This is a genomic window from Bradyrhizobium agreste (assembly GCF_016031625.1).
In the GTDB taxonomy this organism is placed as follows: Bacteria; Pseudomonadota; Alphaproteobacteria; order Rhizobiales; family Xanthobacteraceae; genus Bradyrhizobium; species Bradyrhizobium agreste.
The window spans coordinates 266,543-288,667 of sequence record NZ_JACCHP010000011.1 but is presented as its reverse complement, the minus strand read 5'-3'; the positions used below and the strand labels follow the sequence as shown (position 1 = coordinate 288,667).

Genomic DNA, 22,125 nt, shown 5'->3' with positions numbered 1-22,125 from the left:
CGCGTTGCACCTTTGCCCACTCTACAGGACCATCGATGCGGCTATCGCCGCTGATTGTACACGTCGATGCACACGGCACCCAGCAGCACCAGGCCCTTGATGACCTGCTGATAGTCGATGCCGATGCCGAGGATGGACATGCCGTTGTTCATCACCCCCATGATCATGGCGCCGACCACGGCACCGCCGACCCGTCCGACGCCGCCATAGGCCGAGGCGCCGCCGATAAAGCAGGCGGCGATGACGTCGAGCTCGAAGCCGAGGCCGGCCTTCGGGGTCGCCGTGTTGAGCCGCGCGGCGAAGACAAGGCCGGCGAGCGCGGCGAGCGCGCCCATATTGACGAAGGTGAGGAAGGTCAGCCGCTCCGTCTTGATGCCTGACAGACTCGCCGCCTTGGCGTTGCCGCCGACCGCGTAGATCTGCCGGCCGATCACGGTGCGGCGGGTGACGAAGCCGTAGAGCGCGATCAGGGCACTCATGATCACCAGCACGTTGGGCAGGCCGCGATAGGTCGCGATCAGATAGGTGAAGTAGAGCACCGCGCAGGCCAGCACGATGCTCTTGCCGAGAAAGAACCCGTAAGGCTCGACCTCGATGCCGTGCGACTGCTCGCGCGACCTTCCCTTCGCACTGGCATAGACAAGGCCCAGCGCGAGCAAGGCGCCGATCAGCATCGATGTCGGATGCAGCGTGCCGGCCTCGGGCAGCAGTTCCGGAATGAAACCCGAGGACAGTTTCTGGAAGGTCGCCGGGAAGGGCCCGAGCGACTGGCCCTGCAACACCGCGAGCGCCAGGCCCTTGAACACCAGCATGCCGGCCAAAGTCACGATGAAGGACGGGATCTTGAAATAGGCCACCCAATAGCCCTGCGCCGCGCCGATAGCGGCGCCGAGCGCGAGGCAGGCGACGAAGGCCAGCGTGTAATCGACCTTGTAGGTCACCATCAGCAAGGCCGCCACGGCGCCGATGAAGCCCGCGACCGAGCCGACCGAGAGGTCGATATGACCGGTGACGATGATGAGCAACATGCCCAGGGCCATGATGACGATGTAGCTGTTCTGCAGCACCAGGTTGGTCAGGTTGAGCGGCTGCAGCAGCGTGCCGCCGGTCACGACCTGGAAGAACAACATGATCGCAACCAGCGACATCAACATGCCGTAATTGCGCAAATTGTTCTTGATGAAGCTGCCGTGCTGGCGCTCCTCGGGCAGCGAAACCGTCTTGTCGGTCATGGCTGCGATCCTCCCATCTCCGCGGCCGCGGGCGCGGCGTTTCCAATGCTTCGTTCGTTGCGCATGATGGCGCGCATGATCTTTTCCTGGGTCGCCTCTGAGCCCTTGAACTCGCCGACGAAAGCGCCGTCGTTCATGACGCAGATACGGTCGCAGATGCCGAGCAGCTCGGGCATCTCCGAGGAGATCACCACGACGCCGCGGCCGGCTTCCGCAAGCTCGTTGATGATACAGTAAATCTCATATTTGGCACCGACGTCGATACCCCTGGTCGGCTCGTCCAGGATCAGGACCTTGGGGTCGGTCATCAGCCATTTCGACAACACGACCTTCTGCTGGTTGCCGCCGGAAAGCTGGCCGGTCTCCTGATAGACATCGGAACAGCGGATCCGCATCCGGTTGCGGTAGTCGCTGGCGACCTTCAGCTCGGCGATGTCGTCGATCACTCTGCCGGGTGCAACCTGGTCGAGGCTCGCCAGCGTGATGTTCTTGCGGACGTCGTCGGCGAGGATCAGGCCGAGCTGCTTGCGGTCCTCGGTGACGTAGGCAAGGCCGGCGTCGATCGCGGCGGCGACGGTCGGCAGTGCGATCTCGCGGCCTTCGAGCCGGATAATGCCGCTGATATTGGTGCCCCAGGACCGGCCGAACAGGCTCATGGCGAACTCGGTACGCCCTGCCCCCATGAGCCCGGCAATGCCCACGACCTCGCCGCGCTTGACGCCGAAACTGACGTTCTTGATCACCTGCCGCTCGGGATGGATGGGGTGATAGACCGACCAGTTCTCGACGTCGAGTACGGGCTCGCCGATCTTCACGTTGCGCTCCGGGAAACGGTGCGCCATATCGCGATTGACCATGCTGCGGATGATGCGGTCTTCCTGGATGGGCTCGGCATGGCAGTCGATGCTGTCTACCGTGCGGCCGTCGCGCAGCACGGTGATGTGGTCGGCGACCCTGGCGACCTCGTTCAGCTTGTGCGAGATCAGGATCGAGCCGATGCCCTGCTCGCGAAACGCCATCAGGCGTTCCAGCAGCGCGGCGCTGTCGGCCTCGTTGAGGCTCGCGGTCGGCTCGTCCAGGATCAGCATCCGCACCCGCTTGGACAGTGCCTTCGCGATCTCGACGAGCTGCTGCTTGCCGACGCCGAGATCGGTGATGAGCGTATCCGGCGACTCCTTCAGGCCGACCTGCGCCAGCAACTCGCGCGTGCGCCGGTAGACCTCGTCGCGGTCGATCACCCCTAGCTTCGACGGCGGATGCGACAGGAAGATGTTCTCCGCAATCGACATCAGCGGGATCAGCGCCAGCTCCTGATGGATGATGATGATGCCCAGCGCCTCGGAATCATTGATGTCGCGAAAGCGGCGCTCCTCGCCCTCGAAAACGATGGTGCCCTCGTAGCTGCCGTGCGGATAGACCCCGCTCAGCACCTTCATCAGCGTCGACTTGCCGGCGCCGTTCTCGCCGACGAGCGCATGGATCTGCCCGGCGCGGACCGAGAAGTTGACGTCGCGCAGCGCCTGCACGCCGGCAAAGCTCTTGCTGACGTTGCGCATCTCCAGCATGGCGGTCATGGCATCGTGTCCTTGAAAAAACTTATCTCTCCGCCGTCATTCCGGGGCGATGCGCCGGGGCCGCGAGGCGGACCTGGAGCATCGAACCCGGAATCTCGAGGTTCCGGGTTCGATGCTTCGCATCGCCCCGGAACGACGGATCACTCATCTTACTGGAACTGCGACTTCTTGTAGTAGCCGCTGTCGACCAGCACCTTCTCCCAATTGTCCTTGTAGACCACCACCGGCTTCAGCAGGTAGGACGGCACGGTCTTGACGCCGTTCTCGTAGGTCTTGGTGTCGTTGACGGTGACCTCCTTGCCGGCGAGCGCGGCGTCGACCATGTCAGCGGTCACCTTGGCGAGGTCGCGGGTGTCCTTGAAGATGGTCGAGTACTGGTCGCCGCGCAGCATGGCCTTGATCGAAGGCACTTCGGCGTCCTGGCCCGAGATAATGGGCATCGGCTGGCCGGCACTGCCGTAGCCGACGCCCTTCAGCGAGGAGATGATGCCGATCGAGAGGCCGTCATAGGGCGACAGCACGGCATGGACCTTCTTGTTGCCGTAATAGGCGCTGAGCAGGTTGTCCATGCGGGCCTGCGCGGTGGCGCCGTCCCAGCGCAGGGTCGCGACCTTGTCCATGCCCATCTGGCCGGACACGACGACGAGCTTGCCGCTGTCGATATACGGCTTCAGCACGCTCATGGCGCCGTTGTAGAAGAAGTAGGCATTGTTGTCGTCGGGCGAGCCGCCGAACAGCTCGATGTTGAAGGGGCCCTTGCCGTCCTTCAGGCCGAGACCTTGCACGATCGACTCTGCCTGGAGCACGCCGACCTGGAAATTGTCGAAGGTCGCGTAATAGTCGACGTTCGGCGTGCCGCGGATCAGACGGTCATAGGCGATCACGGTGATGCCTTTCGCTTTCGCCTGCTTGAGCACGTCGGACAAGGTAGTGCCGTCGATCGCGGCGATCACCAGCGCCTTGGCACCCTTAGTCACCATGTTCTCGACCTGGGAAAGCTGGTTCGGGATGTCGTCCTCGGCATATTGCAGGTCGGTGTTGTAGCCGCGCTCCTTCAGCACCTTCACCATGTTGTTGCCGTCGTCGATCCAGCGCGCCGAGGATTTCGTCGGCATGGCGATGCCGACCGTCGCTTTCTGGGCGAAGGCAGTGACGCCTGTGGCCATCGTGGCGGCACCAGCCAACGCCAGCGCGAGAAATGTCGTCTTCAGTTTCAGCATATTTCACTCCCTTTGGGTGTCAGACTTTCTTCGTAAGTTCGAGAACGACGGTCGTGTACGGCTTGACCCTCCTATGCGAGCTTGACGTCGGGTTCCGCGCGTCCGCGCGCGGCTGCTTCGAGCAGAAAGGTGCAGCCGGCTTGCGGATCGGCAGCACGTGCCGCCGCATCCATGTCTTGCCAGGCCGACGTGACGAGCAGGCGCGACAGGTCGGGGCCGACGAAGGCGGGGCAGCTCGCCTGCTTCGCCGGCACGCCGAGCGACCGCAGGCGTTCGCCTTGCGGCGAGTAGACGTCGATCCGGCCCGCGCCCCAGCACGCGTTCCAGATCTGGCCGTCGGCGTCGCAGACCGAACCGTCGAGACCGCCGATGCCGCTGTGGCGCAGCAGCACCTCCGGCTCGCCGCGCGGCAGGCCGGTCGCGGGATTGAGCGGCACGGCATAGAGCACCGCGCGCGGCGTATCGGTGAAGTAGCCGGTGGCGCCGTCCGGCGAGAAGCAGATCGAATTGGGAATGCTGATACCGGGAAACAGCGTCGATATCTTGCCGCGATGAAGCGCGTAGATCGCGCCCGCCTTCGGCTCGGCTTTCTTGCCCATGGTGCCGATCCAGAACGTACCCGATTGATGCACGCGGCAATCGTTTGAGCGCGTCGCCGGATTGTCCGCTTCGAGCGGACAGAACAGCGTCATCTCACCATCAGCGAGCTTGCGGATGTAGAGGCCGTCTTCGGCGACGATCAACTGCCGCTCGGCATCGATGCGCCCCAGCGCGCTCGCCATCCGGCCGAGCGCGTGAATGCGGACAGAACCGCCGCCGAGTTGCGCCTCGAACAGCTTGCCTTCGCGAATGTCGAACCACCAGGCCGTATCCGTGGTCACGTCATACGTCGGACCTTCGCCGAGATGGCAAGGATGGTCCGAGAGGACAGTCGTCGGCACCTGCTCGATCATGGCGACCTCACGGAAAAGCGATAGACCGTGTGATGGCGATAGACCCCGCCGGAATCGAGGCGCGGGCTCGGAAAGTCCGGCCGGTTCGGCGCGTCGGGCCAGATGTGCGGCTCCAGGCACATGGCGTCCGATTGCCGGATCAGCTTGCCGCCTTTGCCCGACATCGTGCCGTCGAGATAATTGCCGGAATAGACCTGAAGTCCGGGCTGATTGGTGAGCAGCTCCATGATGCGCCCGGAGCGTGGCGCCTCCAGCCGAGCCGCGAGCGCAAGTTTGCCGTCGCGCCCGAGGCAGTAGGTGTGGTCATAGCCCCTGCCGTTTCGCAATTGCGAGTCGCTCTCGCGGATGCGCTCGCCAACCGGCCGCGGTCTGCGAAAATCGAACGGCGTACCGGCCACGCTGCGCGGCGGCTCCGGCAGCGGAATGGCGGTGGGATCGATGGCGAGGAACTGCTCGGCGGCGACCATCAAGCGGTGATCGAGAATGGACGTCCCTGAGGTCGCGCCCTCGAGGTTGAAGAAGCTGTGGTTGGTCAGATTGACGATGGTCGGTCGGTCGGTCCGCGCTTCCATCAGAAGCGACAGCTCGGTCGGGCCGGTGATGCGATAGGTCACGCGGACGTCGAGCCTGCCCGGATAATTCTCCTCGCCATGCGGGCTCACATAGGTCAGCGTCACGGCGGGCTCGCCACCCTCGTCGATGTCCGCGATCTCCCAGAGCTTGCGATCAAAACCCTCGAGCCCGCCGTGCAGCGCATTCGGACCGTTGTTGACGGCAAGCTGCACCGTTTCCTCTTGAAGCGAAAATTGTCCCTTGGCGATGCGGTTGGCATAGCGGCCGACGGTGGCGCCCAGAAATTTCCGTTCGGCGAGATAGCCGGCGAAGGCATCATGGCCAAGCACGACGTCGTCATATCCGCCGTTGGCATCTGGCGCGATCAGCGCTTGCAGCACCGCGCCGTAGCTGATGATGCGCGCCTCGAAGCCGCCCTCCCCGCGCAGCACGAGGCGCTCGACCTTGCGGCCGTCGGGTAGCGTTCCGAAGACGTCTTTTGTGATTGTTGATGCGGCCATGCTCAATCCACAAACGGTTCGACGATCGCGCGCTTACCGAGCAGGAAGGCGTCGGCGACGAGACTGAGCGGCGCCAGATCGACGTCACTCGCGCCGGTCGCTGTGAGCTCGACGAAGTGTCGGTAGAGTCCGCGGTATTCCTGATCAGGCCCTTCGGCAAGCACCTCGCCGTCGACGGCCATGCGCGCGCCACCGCTCGACAGTGTCAACCGTCCCTGATCGGCATCGACGAGGATATCCCAGCTCTGCGGTCCGGTCTGGCGGAAGTCGAACTCGGCGGTCACGGGCAGGCCGCTGATATCCGTCAGGTTCAGGTTCGCCGCGATCGGCGCCTGGCAATTGGCTGGAAAGGCCAACTCGGCCGCGGTGACGAACACGGGCTTCGGCAGAATCCTGGTCAGGATCGACAGCGCGTTGATACCGGGATCGAACACGCCGAGGCCGCCCGGCTCCCAGATCCAGCCCTGCCCGGGATGCCAGACACGGACATCCTCCTTCCAGCTGATGTGCACCGATTTGATGTGCCGCTCGGCGAGCCATTGCCGCGCCGGCTCAACCGCCGGCGCATAGCGCGAATGCCAAGTCGCAAACAATGTCCGCTTCGCACCCGTTGCCATTGCGATCAGCGGATCGAGCTCGGCAACGCCGGCGCCCGGCGGCTTCTCCAGCATGACGTGCTTGCCGGCGGCGAGCGCCGCCGCGGCCTGGGCCCGCCGCACCTGCGGCGGTGTGCAGAGCGAGACCGCGTCGATCGGCGGCCCCTTCTGAAGCAGTTCCTCGATCGTCGGAAAATGCGGTACCCCCGGCAGCGAGGCGTTGCGGCTCGCTACGGCGGCGAGCGTTGCACCCGGTGTGGCGGCGATCGCCCCCACATGCTGGTCCCGCGCGATCTTGCCGAAGCCGACGATGGCGATGCGAAGGTCTGTCACGCTTGTTCTCCAGCATCGGCGGACGGCAGCGGCTCGGCCGGGGCGGTCTCGATCACCGTGCTGTCGTGGCGGCGCATGCCGTTGTGAATGACATAGATCATGGCCTCGGACGCGGCGTCGGCATCGCCCGCAACGATGGCATCGACGATCTTCTGATGCCAGAGCAGCACGGCGTCACGGTCCTCGGTCTGGACCGGAGCGCTGAGCAGGAACGATGCGCGCAGCGCTGCTTCGATGACATGCCCGACCGAGCGCATGAACAGATTGCCCGAGGCACGCGCCACCGCAACATGAAGCGCGAGATCGGCGTCGGCAAAGCCGACCGAGTCGGACGCTTCATGCCGCATGCGATCCATGCAGCGGCGCAGCTCGCTGATGTCCTCCGCGGACCGCTGCTTGGACGCCAGCATCGCGGCGCGCGGCTCGACGGCCAGACGGATCTCGGCGAGGTCGTTGAGGAAGCGCTTGTCGATGCCGGCATCGAGGTGCCAGGCCAGCACATCCGCGTCGAACATGTTCCAGGCGCCGCGCTCGCGCACGACGGTGCCGACCCGAGCCTTGGTGGTGAGCAGGCCCTTGGCGACCAGCGTCTTCACACTCTCACGCAGCACCGGCCGCGACACGCCGAACATCGCGATCATTTCGGCATCACCCGGCAGGCGCGTGCCTTCCGCATAGCGGCCGGCGATGATGTCAACGCCGATCGAGCGCGCCACTTCTGCGTGGTTGGAATGGGCACGCCGCGTCGGGATGACGACGATCCGTGAGGTCATGACGCCGCTCCCGCATGTCTCACCGCCGGCTGGCGCGCAAGCGTGACCAACACCTGCTGCAGGGCGATGAAGGCGAACACAAGCACACCGGTCGCGATCTTGGTCCGCCAGCTCGACAGCGTGCCGTCGATCACGACGGCGGCGATGCTGTCGAGCTCGACGCCGACGGCGGAGGGCGAATAGCCGGCGCTGGTATAGAAGGAGAAGGCGAGCCCGGCGAGCCCCGCAAGCAACAAGGCGGCCATGACGCGGACCACAAAGCTGGCTTCAGGGGTCATCAGGGCGTATCTCCCAAGATTGTTTATCCGGGGCGCCCATTGGTAGTATGGCACCCACAGGCCAGCCCTTTAGGCCAGCGGTGGGCACTATTTCACGGAAGTTGAGTTCCGACTAGTCATATTATTTGACTATTTGGAGGAAAACTCAGCGGGGAAGGCGGCGAGCTGATTTATGACACGCTCAGCGCGATTTTGTTCCGATCATGCAACGCGGAGGTGAAAAAAAGTTGGCGGTCCGAATGAGCTTCACCTGTCGGCGCGGCGAAGGTGCACCCCTCGCCCCGTTTGCGGGAGGCGAAGGGCAGCAGCGCTAAATCAGCTTCCGTTGTGCCAGGTTCTTCATCAGCGCGCCGATGCCGAACGTCCAGGGCTCGCACTCGTCGCTGGTACGCATGCGGTTGACGAGCTTGCCGAGCTGGGGCGCCGCGATGGTGACGATGTCATCGCGCTTGTGGGTGAATCCCTGCCCCGGCGCATCGCGATCCTTCACGGGAGCGAACATGGTGCCGAGGAACAGCACGAAACCGTCAGGATATTGATGCACCTTGCCAATGGTCTGGGCGACGAGATCGGTCGGATCGCGGCTGATCTTGCTGATCGAGGAATGGCCGTCGAGAACGAAGCCGTCCGTCCCCGTGACGTTCAAGCTGATGTCCAGCCTGCGCGCGTCGTCGAGCGTGAAGGTGTCGTCGAACAGGCGCAACAGCGGGCCGATCGAACAGGACGCGTTGTTGTCCTTGGCCTTCGACAACAGCAGCGCCGAGCGGCCCTCGAAGTCGCGCAAGTTCACGTCGTTGCCGAGCGCGCCGCCGACGATCTTGCCGCGGCTCGAGACGAACAGCACGAGCTCGGGCTCGGGATTGTTCCAGGTCGATTTCGGATGCAGGCCAGCGTCCATGCCGGTGCCGACCGACGACAAGGTGGGCGCCTTGGTGAAGACCTCGGCATCCGGACCGATGCCGACCTCGAGATATTGGCTCCAGGCGTTCTGATCGATCAGCACCTGCTTCAGGTGCATCGCCTGGTCCGAGCCCGGCTTGAGCTTTGACAGATCGTCGCCGATCAGGCGCGTCACTTCTTTCCGAATGGCTTCGGCTGAGGCCGGGTTGCCTTTGGCGCGCTCTTCGATGACGCGCTCCAGCATCGAGATCGCGAAGGTGACGCCGGCGGCTTTCAACGTCTGGAGGTCGACCGGCGCGAGCAGCCAGGGCCTTTGGGGATCGCGCTTGTCCGGCGGGGTGTTGGCCGCGATCGCCTCGAGATCACCGATGCGCTCGCCCGTCGTGGCGGCAAGCGCCTTGGCGGGGTTGTCTTCCTCGCACAGCGCGCTGACTGTCGGAAATCTTGCTGTGACGTCGTACACGCCGTCACCGCGCACGGCGACGACGGCCGGACCGTTGACCTGCGGCAGCCAGACGCGGCCGACCAGCGTCCCCTTCGTGCCGTCCTCGGGGAGAAGGTCCTTCACAGTCAATGTGGTCATGGCCGGCGTCCTCGCTGTTTTCTAAGGATCGGCTGCATTCGCAGCGGGATCCCATTGGCGCAAACCAATAACCGTCTGGCCGAAGAAGTCCAGAAGTAGCAGCGCGCCGCCAATCCCTACGCGCAGCACCGCTGCGATCGATCTACTTGAACCAATGCACCAGCGCGATGCTGATCCCCAGCAGCAGGATCAGCGACAGCGTCACGGCGGCTGTCACCCGGCCGCCGACATTGGCGAGCACGCGCACGTCGACGCCAAGGCCGAGGGCGGCCATCGAGACCACCGTGAGAAAGCTCGTGATCTTCGTCACGGGGCCAACCACTGTAGCCGGCACGATCTCCAGCGACCGCAGGGTCGCAAGCGCAAGGAAGCCGAGGATGAACCAGGGCACCAGGCGGAAGAAGCCGACGCTGGTTTTCCGGGCATCGCTCTGCCAGCGCGAGGCGACCAGCGACAGGCCGACGACGACCGGGCCGAGCATCAGGACACGCATCAGCTTCACCAGCGTGCCGATCTGGGTCGAGACGAGCCCGGCCGGCACCGTCGCGGCAAGCACCTGCGGCACCGCGTAGACGGTGAGCCCGGCGAGAATGCCGTACTGCGTTGCGGACAATTGCAGCAGCGGGATCAGCAGCGGCAGGCCCAGCACCATCATCACGCCAAGGATCGCCGTGAAGGAGATCGAGGACGCAATCTCGTCGTTGCTGGCGCCGATGATGGGCGCCACCGCGGCGATCGCGGAATTGCCGCAGATCGAGTTGCCGCAGGCGATCAAGATCGACAGCCGCGTCGACAAGCCGAGCAGCCGGCTGAGGCCGAAGGAGATGCAGAGCGCGACCACGACGACCGCCGCAATCGAGGCGAGCAGCGCAATTCCGGAAGCCGCGATTGCAGCGAAGCTGATGGAGGCCCCGAGCAGCATCACCGCGACTTCCAGCAGCTGCTTGGCGCTGAAGGCGATGCCGGCCTGCCAACGCGGGGCCGGCTTCCAGAAGCTGCGCACCGCCATGCCGAGCAGGATCGCCATGACCAGCGCCTCGATATAGGGATGCTCGAACACGCCCAGTTCGGCCCGCTCGAGCAGGGCCGACACGCCGGCGACCGCGATACAGAGGAGAACGCCCGGAATCAGCGCCGCAATACGGCTCGCGGCGGTGACCGGCTTGGAATCGGCCGGGCTGGATGCTTGATTCTGCGACACAAATCTCTCCCGAAGGAGAAAGATTTATACGCAGCGCAACTCAATTGGGAAATATGTTTTCGACATATCAGGGCCGAGAGCAGTTCTGTCCTCAGCCCGGAATAAACGGCCTCAGAAGATCAGGTTCTTGGCCAACGAGGCCACCCGGCTGAAGCCGTCATAGACGCCCGGCTCGAAGAAGGCTGCACGGGCCAGCACGATGCCGGCGACCAACGACCAGAACAGAGTGGTGCCGGCGCGCAGCAGGAGCTTCGAGGCGCGCGACTTCGGCTGTGTGTCCGTTGCGGACACCAGTTGCTCGCCGAAGGGTTCAAATCCAATGCGTTCCATGGCTGCCGATCCACCAATTTCTCGTGGAAATGTCGTCGTTTCGGCTCCAAACAGCAATGGAAGCGATTGGCGTTTTTGCCTTCGTAAGGGGAAACTCCTTCCTTGCGACAGTGCCAGGGCAACAGTTTTCTTCTTCTCGCCTATTTGGACACCGCCTCTGCAGTCACGGCGCCCTCACCACCTGGGGGTTCCCTGGGCCCCAAGCGCGGCAGCCATCTTCCAGCCGGCTGAGAGCACCGCACTGGCGGGATCCCATCGCGCTAAGCCGCCAGCCCGCTCTCTACTGGCGCAAACTCCAGCCCCAGACTCTCCGCCACCGCCTTGTTCGTCACCCGGCCGCGATGCACGTTGAGTCCGTTGCGCAGATGCGGATTCTCCAAGACCGCCGCAAAGCCCTTGTTGGCGAGCATCAGGCCGAACGGCAGCGTCGCGTTGTTCAGGGCCTGGCTCGAGGTCACCGGCACCGCGCCCGGCATGTTGGCGACGCAATAATGCACGACGCCGTCGACCTCGTAGGTCGGCTCCGCATGCGTGGTCGGGTGCGAGGTCTCGAAGCAGCCGCCCTGGTCGATCGCGACATCGACCAGCACGGCTCCGGGCCGCATCGATTTCAGCATCGCGCGCGTGACGAGTTTCGGCGCGCTGGCGCCGGGCACCAGCACAGCACCGATGACGACGTCGGCGGCGAACACCTCGTCCTCGACCGCCTCAATGGTGGAGAAGCGGGTGCGTACGCGTCCGGCAAAGAGATCGTCCAGTTCGCGCAGGCGCGGGATCGAGCGGTCGATCACGGTGACTTCGGCACCTAAGCCGGCGGCCATGCGGGCCGCCTGCGTTCCGACCACGCCGCCGCCGAGCACGACGACGCGTGCCGGTTGCACGCCGGGCACGCCGCCGAGCAGCAGACCGCGGCCGCCGGCCGAGCGCTTGAGCGCGGCGCCGGCGGCCTCGATGGCGAGGCGGCCGGCGACTTCGCTCATCGGGGCGAGCAGCGGGAGGTGACCGCGCGCGTCCGTGATAGTTTCATAGGCGATTGCGGTGCAGCCGGAAGCAAGCAGGCCCTTGGCCTGCTCGGGATCCGGCGCAAGATGAAGGTAAGTAAAAAGGATCTGGCCTTCCCGAAGCTGAGCCCATTCGCTCTTCTGCGGCTCCTTCACTTTCACGATCATGTCGGACTTTGCAAAGATCTCGCGAGCGGCCTCGGCAATGGACGCCCCTGCCCGCCGGTACACCTCGTCGGACGCGCCAATGCCGCTGCCGGCGCCGCTCTCGACTGTCACCTGGTGCCCGGCGGCGACATATTCGCGGACCGCGCCTGGGGTGAGCCCGACGCGATATTCCTGCACCTTGATCTCCTTGGGGACTCCGACGCGCATCTTGCTCTCCCTCGCCAATGCTTTGATTCCATTGTTGATCGTAGCGAGAGCGTCGGTTTGGTTTCATGCAAATATCCGCTACCTTGGCGGCACCCGCGCCGGTTTCCGGCGCGAAAACGTCCTTTGACGCTGGAAACGAAACCTTGGCCCTCGACCGGAAAGACCTCGCCATCCTCGCGGAACTCACGACCAATGCGCGAGCCAGCCACACCGAGCTTGCCAACAAGATCGGCTTGTCGAGTACCGCGCTGGCGCGGCGGCAGAAGGCGCTGGAGGATGACGGCTACATCCAGGCCTACCAGGCCGCGCTCGACCTCGCCCGGTTCGGCCTCACCACCACGGTGCTGGTTCGCATCGCGCTGGAGAGCCAGAGCGACGAAGCGCTGAAGGCGTTCGAGGCGGAGGTGACGAAATGTCCCTCCGTCGTGCGCTGCTTCCTGATGTCGGGGACGGACGACTACATCCTGATCGTGCTCGCCCGCGATATCCAGGATTTCGAGCGCATCCATCGCACCGAGCTGTCCCGCCTGCCGCGCGTCGCGCGGGTGCAGTCGAGCTTCGCGCTGCGCGAGATCGTGAACCGCGCGGTGCCGACTGTGGTGTTCGGCGAGACGAAGCGCTGATCTCGTCGATCCGATCGGGAGAACCTGTCGGGAACCAAGCAACCCGTCATCCGTTGGGCGCTATTGGGCCAGCGGCGGCAACGCATTCTCGCGTCACTTCCACAATTTGCCCGGCTCGCCTTTCCGCAGGGAAAATAGAATATGGCCGACCTTACGATCCCCGAACGCATTCCGATCAACCTCGTCGTCAATGGCGAAAGGCGCGCGCTCGAGGTCGTGCCGTGGACCACGCTTCTGGACGCGCTGCGTGACCGTCTGGAGCTGACCGGCACCAAAAAAGGCTGCGATCACGGCCAATGCGGTGCCTGTACCGTGCTGATCGACGGAAGACGGGTCAATTCCTGCCTGACCCTGGCCGTCATGACGGATGGCGCCGAGATCACGACCATCGAAGGCTTGGCCAGGGACGGCGCGTTGCATCCCCTGCAACAGGCCTTCATCGACCACGATGCCTTTCAGTGCGGTTATTGCACGCCGGGACAGATTTGCTCTGCCGCGGGCCTGTTGGCCGAAGGCCGAGCGCGCGATGCGGACGAGATCCGGGAGCTGATGAGCGGAAACCTCTGTCGCTGCGGTGCCTACCCCAACATCGTGGCTGCGATCGAGCAGGCAATGAGCCGGTCATGAACAACTTCCAATATTCCCGCGCAAGCGACGTCGCCGACGCCATCCGCCTGCTCGCCGCCGATCCCGGCGCGAAGCTGATTGCCGGCGGCACCAACCTGATCGATCTGATGAAGGAGAATGTCGAACGACCCTCCCGGCTGATCGACATCTCCCGCCTGCCGCTCCGCGACATCGAGGAGACGGCGGACGGCGGTCTGCGCGTCGGCGCCTTGGTGCCGAATTCGGACCTCGCCTATCATCCGTTGATCGAGCAGCGCTATCCTCTGCTTGCCAGCGCCATCCTGGCTGGAGCCTCCGCGCAATTGCGCAACATGGCCTCGGTCGGCGGTAATCTGATGCAACGAACGCGCTGCGCCTACTTCTATGACACCGCGACACCCTGCAACAAGCGAAGCCCCGGCACGGGCTGCTCGGCGATCGATGGCCTCAACCGCAATCACGCCATCCTCGGCACCAGCACATCCTGCATCGCGACCAATCCATCCGACATGAGCGTGGCCCTGGCCGCGCTCGGCGCGCTCGTGCACATCGCAGGCCCCTCTGGTCAGCGTACCATCGCGCTGACCGATTTCCATCGGCTTCCCGAGGACAAGCCTCATCTCGATACAAATCTTGGCAGCGGCGAGATCATCACCGCGATCGAGCTGCCGCCGCACGGCTTTGCCAGGAACTACAGCTATCTGAAGATCCGGGACCGGCTCTCCTATGCCTTTGCTCTGGTCTCGGTCGCGGCCGCGCTCGAACTGGAGGGCAACGCGATCGTCGAAGCGCGCCTTGCGCTCGGCGGCGTGGCTCACAAGCCCTGGCGAAGCCTCGAGGCCGAAGCCGCATTGCGCGGTCAGGCGGCAACACCGGATCATTTCGGGCGCGCCGCCGACCTCCTGCTGCAGGGAGCGACCGCACGCTCCCACAATGGGTTCAAGATCGAGCTGGCGCGCCGAGCCGTCGTGCGGGCGCTGATGCAGGCCGCAAGCGCCACGCCGCAATCACAAGCTCACAAGAAGATCGCATGAGGGCCCGATGAACGCCTATGTCGGAACATCAACGTCGCGCGTCGACGGTCGCGCCAAGGTCACCGGGGCCGCCAAATATGCCGGCGAATTCGCAGCAGACGGACTTCTTCACGGCTTCGTCGTCGAGGCCACCATCGCACGCGGCCGCATCGCTCGTCTCGACACGAGTGAGGCGCTGAGGGTGAAGGGGGTGGTCGACGTGCTCACCCATGCACATCGGCCACCTCTCGCCGACAAGGACGAAGCCTGGAAGGACGAGGTGGCGCCGGAGAAGGGCTCGCCCTTCCGTCCGCTCTATGACGAGAGGATCAAGTTCAACGGCCAGCCGATCGCACTGGTCGTCGCGGAGGACTGGGAGACCGCCAAGTTCGCCGCAACCCGCGTTCACGTCGAATATGAGCAGGAGGGGTTTGCGACCGATCTCGAATCCGAACGCGACAAGGCCGAAAAAGTGGATCAGCCGCACAAGCCGCGCGGTGATGCCGCAGGGGCCCTGACGCGCGCGCCCGTGCGCCACGAGGCGGATTACGTCCTTCCGACCGAGCATCACAATCCGATGGAGCTCTTCGCGACGACGGCGGTCTGGGACGGCAGTGGCGGGCTCACGGTCTACGATAAGACGCAGGGCGTCCAGAACGTCCAGAAGTTTCTCTGTAGTGTTTTCGGCAAGAAGCCGGACGAAATCCGCGTGATCTCGCCCTATGTCGGCGGCGCCTTCGGTTCGGGCCTGCGGCCGCAGCACCAGGTGGTGCTGGCAACCCTTGCCGCGCTCGCACTGAAGCGGTCCGTCCGCGTCGTGCTGACGCGGCAGCAGATGTACAGCCTGGGCTATCGTCCCATGACCATCGAGCGCGTTGCGCTCGGCGCAAAGCCGGACGGCACCCTCGATGCGATCGCTCACGAAGCCATTGCCGTGACCTCACGCTATGAGGATTTTTCACGCAACGATACGGGCTGGGCCGAGCAGCTTTACAAGAGCCCCAACAGCAACTTTTCGCACAAGCTGGTCGACCTCGACGTCTCGACGCCCTGCGACATGCGCGCGCCGGGTGCGGCAACGGGCGTCTGCGCGCTCGAATGCGCCATGGACGAATTGGCCGTCGCGCTGAAGCTCGATCCGGTCGATCTGCGCCTGAGGTGCTACTCGGATCGCGACCAGAGCGAAGACCTGCCTTACACCAGCAAGCAGCTGCGCGAGTGCTACGCCCGCGGCGCCGAAGCGTTTGGCTGGAGCCGGCGCAATCCGGCACCGCGCTCCATGCGCGACGGCAAGGAACTGGTCGGCTGGGGGATGGCGACCGGGGTGTGGGAGGCGCTGCAGATGCCGGTTGCCGTTCGCATCGTGCTGACGGCCAACGGCCATGCCGAGATCTCCTGCGCCGCATCCGATATCGGCACCGGCACGTACACCATCGTGGCGCAGGTCGCGGCCGATGCTCTCGGGCTGCCAATCGACAATATCAGCGTCCGGCTCGCCGATTCGACGTTGCCGCAAGCCCCCGTCGAGGGCGGCTCCTGGATGGCGGCATCAAGCGCCCATGCGGTCCTGCGAGCGGCCGAAGAGATTCGCGAGGAGCTCGCGCGTCTCGCCAAGGCCATGCCGGCCTCACCGCTCGCGGACCTCGATGCCGCCAACATCACCCTGACTGACGGCATGATCGCCAGCAGCGACGGGCGAGGGGCTGCCGTCTCGATTGCGGATGTCATGCGCCACAGCAAGCTCGAGCGGATCGAAAGGGAGAAGCTCAACCAATTCGCGGAGGATAAATCGCATGCCCGCAACACACATTCGGCGGTCTTCGCGGAGGTGAAGATCGACGAGGAGCTGGGAATTATCCGCGTCACCCGGATCGTGAATGCGGTCGCGGCCGGGCGCATCCTGAACACCAAGACCGGCCGCAGCCAGATCATGGGCGGGGTGGTCTGGGGAATTGGAATGGCGCTGCACGAGGAGACGGTGATGGATCACCGCTTCGGCCGCATCATGAACGCGAACATTGCCGAATACCACATTCCCGTGAACGCCGACGTCCATGACATTGACCTCATTTTCGTCGACGAGCCCGACGACCGCATCAACCGACTGGGCATCAAGGGGCTCGGCGAAATCGGCATCGTCGGCGTGCCGGCAGCGATTGCGAACGCCGTCTATCATGCGACCGGCAAGCGCATCCGGCGCTTCCCGATCACGCTGGACAAGCTGCTGGAGTGAAGCGGCAGGCTAAACCTTGCCGCAGCACTCGGGCATGTCATCCAGATGTCATCGAATGTGCAGAGAGCTGTATCTTCCTGCACATTCGGGACCCGCCATGGACTATTTCAAGCGCTTCAACTTCCTGTTCGCCGCACCTGTGTTCGACGCCGACGATCTCGAAGGCGTGCGCTTCAACCAGATCATCGAGGAGATCCAACGCTCCGGCTTCGAGGTGGTCCGCGCCCGCAAGCTGGAGGATGCCGAGATGGCGGTGCAGACCGACGCCGCGATCGGCTGCATGGTGGTGGATTGGGGCAAGAAAGGGCTGGAGGGCAAGACCTCGGCGCTAATCAATCTGATGCGCCGGCGCGGTCTCGACTTCCCGATCATCCTGCTGATCCGTCGCAAGCGCTTCGAGGACCTGCCGGTCGAAGTGCTCGATTTCATCGATGGTTATGTCTTCCTATCCGAGGAGACGCCGCCCTTCATCGCCAAGAACCTGATCAGCCGGCTGAAGCAATATGCCGAGACGCTGAAGACGCCGTTCTTCGGCGCGCTGGTCGACTATGCCGAGGAAGGCAACCAGCTCTGGACCTGTCCGGGCCACAATGGCGGCGTGTTCTACAATCGCAGCCCGATCGGGCGCGTGTTCGTCGAGCATCTCGGCGAGTCCGTGTTCCGCGACGATCTCGACAATTCCGTGCTCGACCTCGGCGACCTCCTCACCCACGAGGGCCCGGCGCTGAAGGCGCAGAAGGAAGCGGCGGCGATCTTCGGCGCGGAAAAGACCTATTTCGTGCTCAACGGCACCTCGACCTCGAACAAGGTCGCGCTGGGTGCCCTCGTCACTGACGGCGATCTCGTGCTGTTCGACCGCAACAACCACAAGGCCGCCCATCACGGCGCGCTGATGATCAATGGCGGCATCCCGGTCTATGTGCCGACCGTTCGCAATGCCTGGGGCCTGATCGGCCCGATGCGCTGGGACAGGCTCGACGAGAAGGCCTTGCGCGAGGCGATCCGCAACCATCCCCTTGTGACCGATCGCGACGCCTGGCGCAAGGAGCGGCCGTTCCGCGTCGCCGTGGTCGAGCAGTGCACCTATGACGGCTCGATCCACAGCGCTGAGATGATCATCAAGCGCATCGGCCATCTCTGCGACTACATCCTGTTCGACGAGGCCTGGGCCGGCTTCATGAAATTCCACCCCCTTTATGCCGGCCGCTTCGCCATGGGGCTGGCAAATCTTCCGCCCCATGCCCCCGGCATCATCGCGACGCAGTCGACCCACAAGCAGCTGGCAAGCTTCTCGCAGGCCTCGCAGATCCACATCAAGGATCGCCACATTCGCGGCCAGAAGCGCCGCGTCGAGCACCGCCGTTTCAACGAAAGCTTCATGCAGCACGCCTCGACCTCGCCGTTCTACCCGCTGTTCGCCTCGCTCGACGTCGGCGCGCAGATGATGAAGGGCCGCTCCGGCGAAGTGTTGTGGGACGACACGATCCGGCTTGGCATCGAGCTGCGCAAGAAGATCCGCGCGATGGGACGGGAGTTCGAGGAGAAGGAGCAAAATCCGGATCGCCGCTGGTTCTTCGAACCGTTCGTTCCCGATCGCGTCGCCATTGCCGATGTCAGCCGCCCCGGCGCGGCGCACAATGTCGCTTGGGAGACTCTCTCGACCGACGAGCTCGCCACCAATCCCGCGCTGTGGCAGCTCTCCCCGGATACCAACTGGCACGGCTTTCCCGATCTCGCGGAAGGCTTTGCTATGACCGATCCGAACAAGCTGACACTGCTCACGCCCGGGTTCGATCGTGCGACTGGGGCCTATTCCGAGCACGGCATTCCCGCGCCGGTCGTCGCGCAATATCTGCGCGAGAACCGCATCGTGCCCGAGAAGAACGACCTCAACTCCCTGCTCTTCCTGCTCACGCCCGGCGTCGAGGCGAGCAAGGCGGGCACGCTGATCTCCGGCCTCGTCGCGTTCAAGAGGCTGCATGACGACAATGCGCTGCTGGCCGACGTCATCCCCGAATTCTATCAGCGGCGGCAGGCGCGCTACGCAGGCGTGCGCCTGCGCGATCTCTGCGGCGAGATGCACCGCTTCTTCCGCGCCGCCGATGTCAGCGCGCTCCAGGCCCGGCAGTTCATGCCCGAGCATATGCCCGAGATCGCGATGTCGCCGCGCGATGCCGCGCGCTATCTGTTCAAGAACGACGTCGACTACCTCCCGATCGAGGCGATCGCCGGCCGCGTAGCGACCACGCCATTCGTGGTCTATCCGCCCGGCATCGCCACCATCGTGCCCGGCGAGCGGCTGACGGAACGGGCCAAGCCCATGATCGATTATCTCAAGATGTTCGAGACCTGCTTCAACACGTTCCCGGGCTTCGACGTCGAGATCCAGGGCATCTACAAGGAGGTCGATGCGAACGGGCGCATCGGGCTCTACACTTATGTCGTGACCGAGTAGGTGCCGATGAACGAAGCTGCTGCGCGAGCGAGTGATGAGCCCGTCCTAGTTCGGCCATCACGCGAGAGCGACGTCGAGGCGATGCTGGCGATCTACCGCCATCATGTCCGCAACGGGGTGCCGCGCGATGTCGATGGAACCGGCGCCCCGGAGCCGGACGATCTGCGCGACCGTCGCAAGAACCTGAAGCAGACCCGCCTGCCGCACCTGGTCGCGACCTGGCGCGGCGAGGTCGTCGGCTATGCCTATGCCGTGCTGTTCCGCAAGCGGCCGGCCTATCGCTACACTGCCAAGCACTCGATCTACGTCCATCACGCCCATCTCGGCCGCGGGGTCGGACGGCTTCTCCTCCAGGAATTGATCGATGCCTGCGCGGCGGCCGGCTTTCGCCAGATGATCGGCTATATCGATGCCGATAACGCGCCCTCGCTGGCGCTGCACGAGCGGTTCGGCTTCGCGCGCGCCGGCCTGCTCAGCGGCGTTGCCTATCGCCACGGCCGCTGGTCCGACACCGTCATGGTGCAACGCTCGCTCGGCGCGGGAACGACGACGCCCCCGCCCGTCACGGCACCCGGGCGCTAGGCCCTAGGACGGGAAGTCGGCCGGTCTGACATGGATGCGGTCGGCATGCAGTGACCAGTGATGCAATGCCTGGTCCTTGCAGAACCTCGCTTTCGCACGTTCCCTGGCCTCGTCCTCGTCGGCGGCGTCGATCTCGAGCGTGCCCTGGCAGACCTCGCGCTGCCGGCCGTATTCGCCGAGCACGTCCTTCATGAACCTGACGACATAAGTTGACATGGGACCTCCCTGCCTGCCCGCCGGCACTCTAGTCCCATTTAGGCCGGACGGGGAAAGGAGATTTTGACGCGGATCAAGGCCGGGGCTCAGTTCCCGGCCATGATCCAGGGCACGCTTGGTGCGCCCTACCCCGGCGTCACCCCAAAGGCCTCCTTGAAGCGCTCGGCATAGCGCGGCCAGGCTTCGGGATTGATGATGCGCGGCGGGCGCTTGCCGTCAAGCACATCCAGCACCTGCTCGGCGGCGATCCGGCCCATGTTGTGGCGCGCCTCCAGGGTGACGCCTGCCGTGTGCGGGCTCGCCAGCACGTTGTCGAACTGGAGCAGCGGATGTTCCGGCGGCGGCGGCTCCTTGGACCAGACGTCGAGGCCGGCACCCGCGATGCGCTTGTCGCGCAGCGCCTGCAGCAGCGCATCCTCGTCGTGGATGAAGCCGCGTGCGGTGGTGATGAAATAGGCATGCGGCTGCATCAGCGCGAATTCGCGCGTGCTGATCAAGTTGCGGCTGCCCTTGTTGAGGGGACAGGAGATCGAGACGAAATCGGCGCGGCGCAACAGCTCGTCGAGCTCGACCTTCTCCCCGCCCCGCTCGGCCATCACCTCGGCCGACAAATAGGGATCGTAGGCCAGCACCTTCATGCCGAGCAGGCCCTTGCACAATGCAGCGATGCGCCGGCCGACATTGCCGAGGCCGACGATGCCGACGGTCTTGCCCTCGACCTCGTTGCCGACGAGATCGTTGCGGTTGACGTCGCGATCGCGGCGCAGCCGGCGATCCGACTGGATGATGCGTTTGGACAGCGTCAGCATCATCGCCAGGGCGTGCTCTGCGACCGAATGGGCATTGCCGCCGGACTGGTTGACGACCACGACCCCGGCGGCCGTGCAGGCCTCGACGTCGACCGGGTCGAAGCCGGCACCGTTGCTGGAGACCACCAGCAGATTCGGCGTGCGCTTCAGGAAGGCGGCATCGACATGGAAATGCGGGGCGAGTTCATCGCGGGCGGCGCCGACCTGGTAGACGTGGGCCGCGCCGAGGAGCGGCCCATAGACGTCCTCAGGGCTTGCGTTTTCGATGCGATCGAGCCGCACGTCGGGCCGGGCCTTCAGGATGTCGATATAGATCGGATTGGCCAAGTAATTGGAGTAGACGACGCGCTTGTTGTTGACGGACATCAGGACCCTTCCGGCTCTGTCGCGGGGAGATCCGCAAGGTCAGCGCGGATGCGCGCCCGCCCATGCCCCTCCCGTGTTCTGGTTATCGCCGCTTATGCCATGGCGGTGCCGGCCACGGCAGGCCTGCTGGCGCAGATCACGGTGCCGGCGCGGACATGTTGACAATCCCGCTGTCCGCGTCAAGTTCGGCACACCGCCGCGACGGCCAGAAACAAGAAGCATGCGCGGCCCCAGGGAGAGCGCAATGGCGATTGCGGAACAGCAGCCGCAGGGGAGCAGCGACGGAAGCTGGCACGGCATCGTGCTGCAAACCTTGAAGCGGAACGAGATCAGCCTGATCCCTTACGTGCCGGACCGCGTGCTCACGCCGCTGATCAAGAACCTGCACGCCGATCCCTACTTCACCACCTTCGCGACCGCCCGCGAGGAAGAGGCTGTCGGCATCGTCGCCGGCGCCTGGATGGGCGGCCGGCGCGGCGCGGTGCTGATGCAGACCTCCGGCTTTGCCACGCTCGCCAATGTGCTGGCCTCGCTTGCAGTGCCCTACCAGATTCCGCTGATCATGTTCGTCTCCGAGCGCGGCACGCTCGGCGAGTTCAATTACGGCCAGTCGCTGGTCTGCCGCACCATGCGACCTGTGCTGGGTTCGCTGGCGCTGGAGCACCACACCATCACCCGGCTCGACGAGCTCGAATTCATCACCGACCGCTCGATCAAGCAGGCCATCACCACGCAGGCGCCGGTGGCTTTGATCCTCAACCCGCTGCTCACGGGCGGCAAAGTCTTCGACAAGTGAGGCC

Annotated in this window: 20 protein-coding genes and 1 pseudogene; 7 read left to right on the top strand and 14 right to left on the bottom strand. The window is 64.6% G+C overall.

Translation table 11 applies throughout. The annotated features are described in order from the left end of the window. Positions 1-41 precede the first annotated feature (41 nt). The 12 genes and pseudogenes from mmsB to ald all read right to left on the bottom strand — a co-directional run bounded on the left by mmsB (position 42) and on the right by ald (position 12,422). A complete protein-coding gene (gene mmsB / locus HZZ13_RS18315) occupies positions 42-1,232 on the bottom strand; it encodes a multiple monosaccharide ABC transporter permease (protein WP_197960935.1) in 1,191 nt (396 codons plus the stop codon). Beyond that, positions 1,229-2,806 carry a multiple monosaccharide ABC transporter ATP-binding protein gene (mmsA, locus tag HZZ13_RS18310; RefSeq protein ID WP_197960934.1) on the bottom strand — a complete coding sequence of 526 codons (1,578 nt, stop codon included), beginning with the start codon at positions 2,804-2,806 and terminating at the stop codon, positions 1,229-1,231. Before mmsA ends, mmsB begins: the two co-directional genes overlap by 4 nt. A 149-nt stretch (positions 2,807-2,955) precedes the next feature. Continuing rightward, positions 2,956-4,026: a multiple monosaccharide ABC transporter substrate-binding protein gene (gene chvE / locus HZZ13_RS18305; protein WP_197946592.1), complete on the bottom strand. Its 1,071-nt coding sequence runs from the start codon at positions 4,024-4,026 to the stop codon at positions 2,956-2,958. Positions 4,027-4,097: 71 nt separating this feature from the next. Continuing rightward, positions 4,098-4,979, bottom strand: coding sequence for an SMP-30/gluconolactonase/LRE family protein (locus HZZ13_RS18300; RefSeq protein ID WP_197960933.1), 882 nt, complete (start codon positions 4,977-4,979; stop codon positions 4,098-4,100). Continuing rightward, on the bottom strand, positions 4,976-6,052 hold the full coding sequence (locus tag HZZ13_RS18295) for an aldose epimerase family protein (protein ID WP_197960932.1): 1,077 nt from the start codon (positions 6,050-6,052) through the stop codon (positions 4,976-4,978). The genes HZZ13_RS18300 and HZZ13_RS18295 overlap by 4 nt, the downstream gene beginning before the upstream one ends. A 2-nt stretch (positions 6,053-6,054) precedes the next feature. Next, a complete protein-coding gene (locus HZZ13_RS18290; RefSeq protein WP_197960931.1) occupies positions 6,055-6,981 on the bottom strand; it encodes a Gfo/Idh/MocA family protein in 927 nt (308 codons plus the stop codon). Next, complete coding sequence (locus tag HZZ13_RS18285; protein ID WP_197960930.1) at positions 6,978-7,754, bottom strand: FadR/GntR family transcriptional regulator; 777 nt, start codon at positions 7,752-7,754, stop codon at positions 6,978-6,980. Before HZZ13_RS18285 ends, HZZ13_RS18290 begins: the two co-directional genes overlap by 4 nt. After that, positions 7,751-7,999, bottom strand: a pseudogene (locus HZZ13_RS18280) (sugar ABC transporter permease YjfF); the annotation flags it as partial. The pseudogene HZZ13_RS18280 and the gene HZZ13_RS18285, both read right to left, overlap by 4 nt. 343 nt (positions 8,000-8,342) lie before the next feature. After that, positions 8,343-9,515, bottom strand: coding sequence for a fumarylacetoacetate hydrolase family protein (locus HZZ13_RS18275; RefSeq protein WP_197960929.1), 1,173 nt, complete (start codon positions 9,513-9,515; stop codon positions 8,343-8,345). Positions 9,516-9,657: 142 nt separating this feature from the next. Continuing rightward, entirely contained in the window at positions 9,658-10,716 is a 1,059-nt protein-coding gene (locus tag HZZ13_RS18270) for a YeiH family protein (RefSeq protein WP_197960928.1), read from the bottom strand. A 111-nt stretch (positions 10,717-10,827) separates the two neighbouring features. Next, positions 10,828-11,046 (bottom strand): hypothetical protein, encoded by a 219-nt coding sequence (locus tag HZZ13_RS18265; protein ID WP_197960927.1) that lies wholly within the window; start codon positions 11,044-11,046, stop codon positions 10,828-10,830. 260 nt (positions 11,047-11,306) lie between these two features. After that, the gene (gene ald, locus HZZ13_RS18260; RefSeq protein WP_197960926.1) at positions 11,307-12,422 is read right to left on the bottom strand and encodes an alanine dehydrogenase; all 1,116 of its coding nucleotides are present in this window, start codon (positions 12,420-12,422) and stop codon (positions 11,307-11,309) included. 143 nt (positions 12,423-12,565) lie between these two features. Between ald and HZZ13_RS18255 the strand changes: the two genes are divergently transcribed. The 6 genes from HZZ13_RS18255 (at position 12,566) to HZZ13_RS18230 (ending at position 19,934) form a co-directional block, all read left to right on the top strand. Further along, complete coding sequence (locus tag HZZ13_RS18255; protein ID WP_197960925.1) at positions 12,566-13,045, top strand: Lrp/AsnC family transcriptional regulator; 480 nt, start codon at positions 12,566-12,568, stop codon at positions 13,043-13,045. A gap of 141 nt (positions 13,046-13,186) precedes the next feature. Beyond that, positions 13,187-13,672, top strand: coding sequence for a (2Fe-2S)-binding protein (locus HZZ13_RS18250; protein ID WP_197960924.1), 486 nt, complete (start codon positions 13,187-13,189; stop codon positions 13,670-13,672). Next, the gene (locus HZZ13_RS18245; RefSeq protein ID WP_197960923.1) at positions 13,669-14,685 is read left to right on the top strand and encodes an FAD binding domain-containing protein; all 1,017 of its coding nucleotides are present in this window, start codon (positions 13,669-13,671) and stop codon (positions 14,683-14,685) included. The genes HZZ13_RS18250 and HZZ13_RS18245 overlap by 4 nt, the downstream gene beginning before the upstream one ends. A 7-nt stretch (positions 14,686-14,692) precedes the next feature. Next, a complete protein-coding gene (locus HZZ13_RS18240) occupies positions 14,693-16,897 on the top strand; it encodes a xanthine dehydrogenase family protein molybdopterin-binding subunit (protein WP_197960922.1) in 2,205 nt (734 codons plus the stop codon). Positions 16,898-16,994: 97 nt separating this feature from the next. Further along, positions 16,995-19,352 (top strand): Orn/Lys/Arg family decarboxylase, encoded by a 2,358-nt coding sequence (locus tag HZZ13_RS18235; protein ID WP_197960921.1) that lies wholly within the window; start codon positions 16,995-16,997, stop codon positions 19,350-19,352. Positions 19,353-19,358: 6 nt separating this feature from the next. Continuing rightward, on the top strand, positions 19,359-19,934 hold the full coding sequence (locus tag HZZ13_RS18230) for a GNAT family N-acetyltransferase (RefSeq protein WP_197960920.1): 576 nt from the start codon (positions 19,359-19,361) through the stop codon (positions 19,932-19,934). Positions 19,935-19,937: 3 nt separating this feature from the next. Here HZZ13_RS18230 and HZZ13_RS18225 read toward each other — a convergent pair whose 3' ends face one another. Beyond that, positions 19,938-20,150: a hypothetical protein gene (locus HZZ13_RS18225; RefSeq protein WP_197960919.1), complete on the bottom strand. Its 213-nt coding sequence runs from the start codon at positions 20,148-20,150 to the stop codon at positions 19,938-19,940. Between the two features lie 125 nt (positions 20,151-20,275). Then, entirely contained in the window at positions 20,276-21,325 is a 1,050-nt protein-coding gene (locus HZZ13_RS18220; RefSeq protein WP_197960918.1) for a hydroxyacid dehydrogenase, read from the bottom strand. Between the two features lie 244 nt (positions 21,326-21,569). Here HZZ13_RS18220 and HZZ13_RS18215 point away from each other — a divergent pair, with 244 nt between their 5' ends. After that, positions 21,570-22,121 carry a thiamine pyrophosphate-binding protein gene (locus HZZ13_RS18215; protein ID WP_197960917.1) on the top strand — a complete coding sequence of 184 codons (552 nt, stop codon included), beginning with the start codon at positions 21,570-21,572 and terminating at the stop codon, positions 22,119-22,121. The last annotated feature ends 4 nt before the right edge of the window (positions 22,122-22,125 follow it).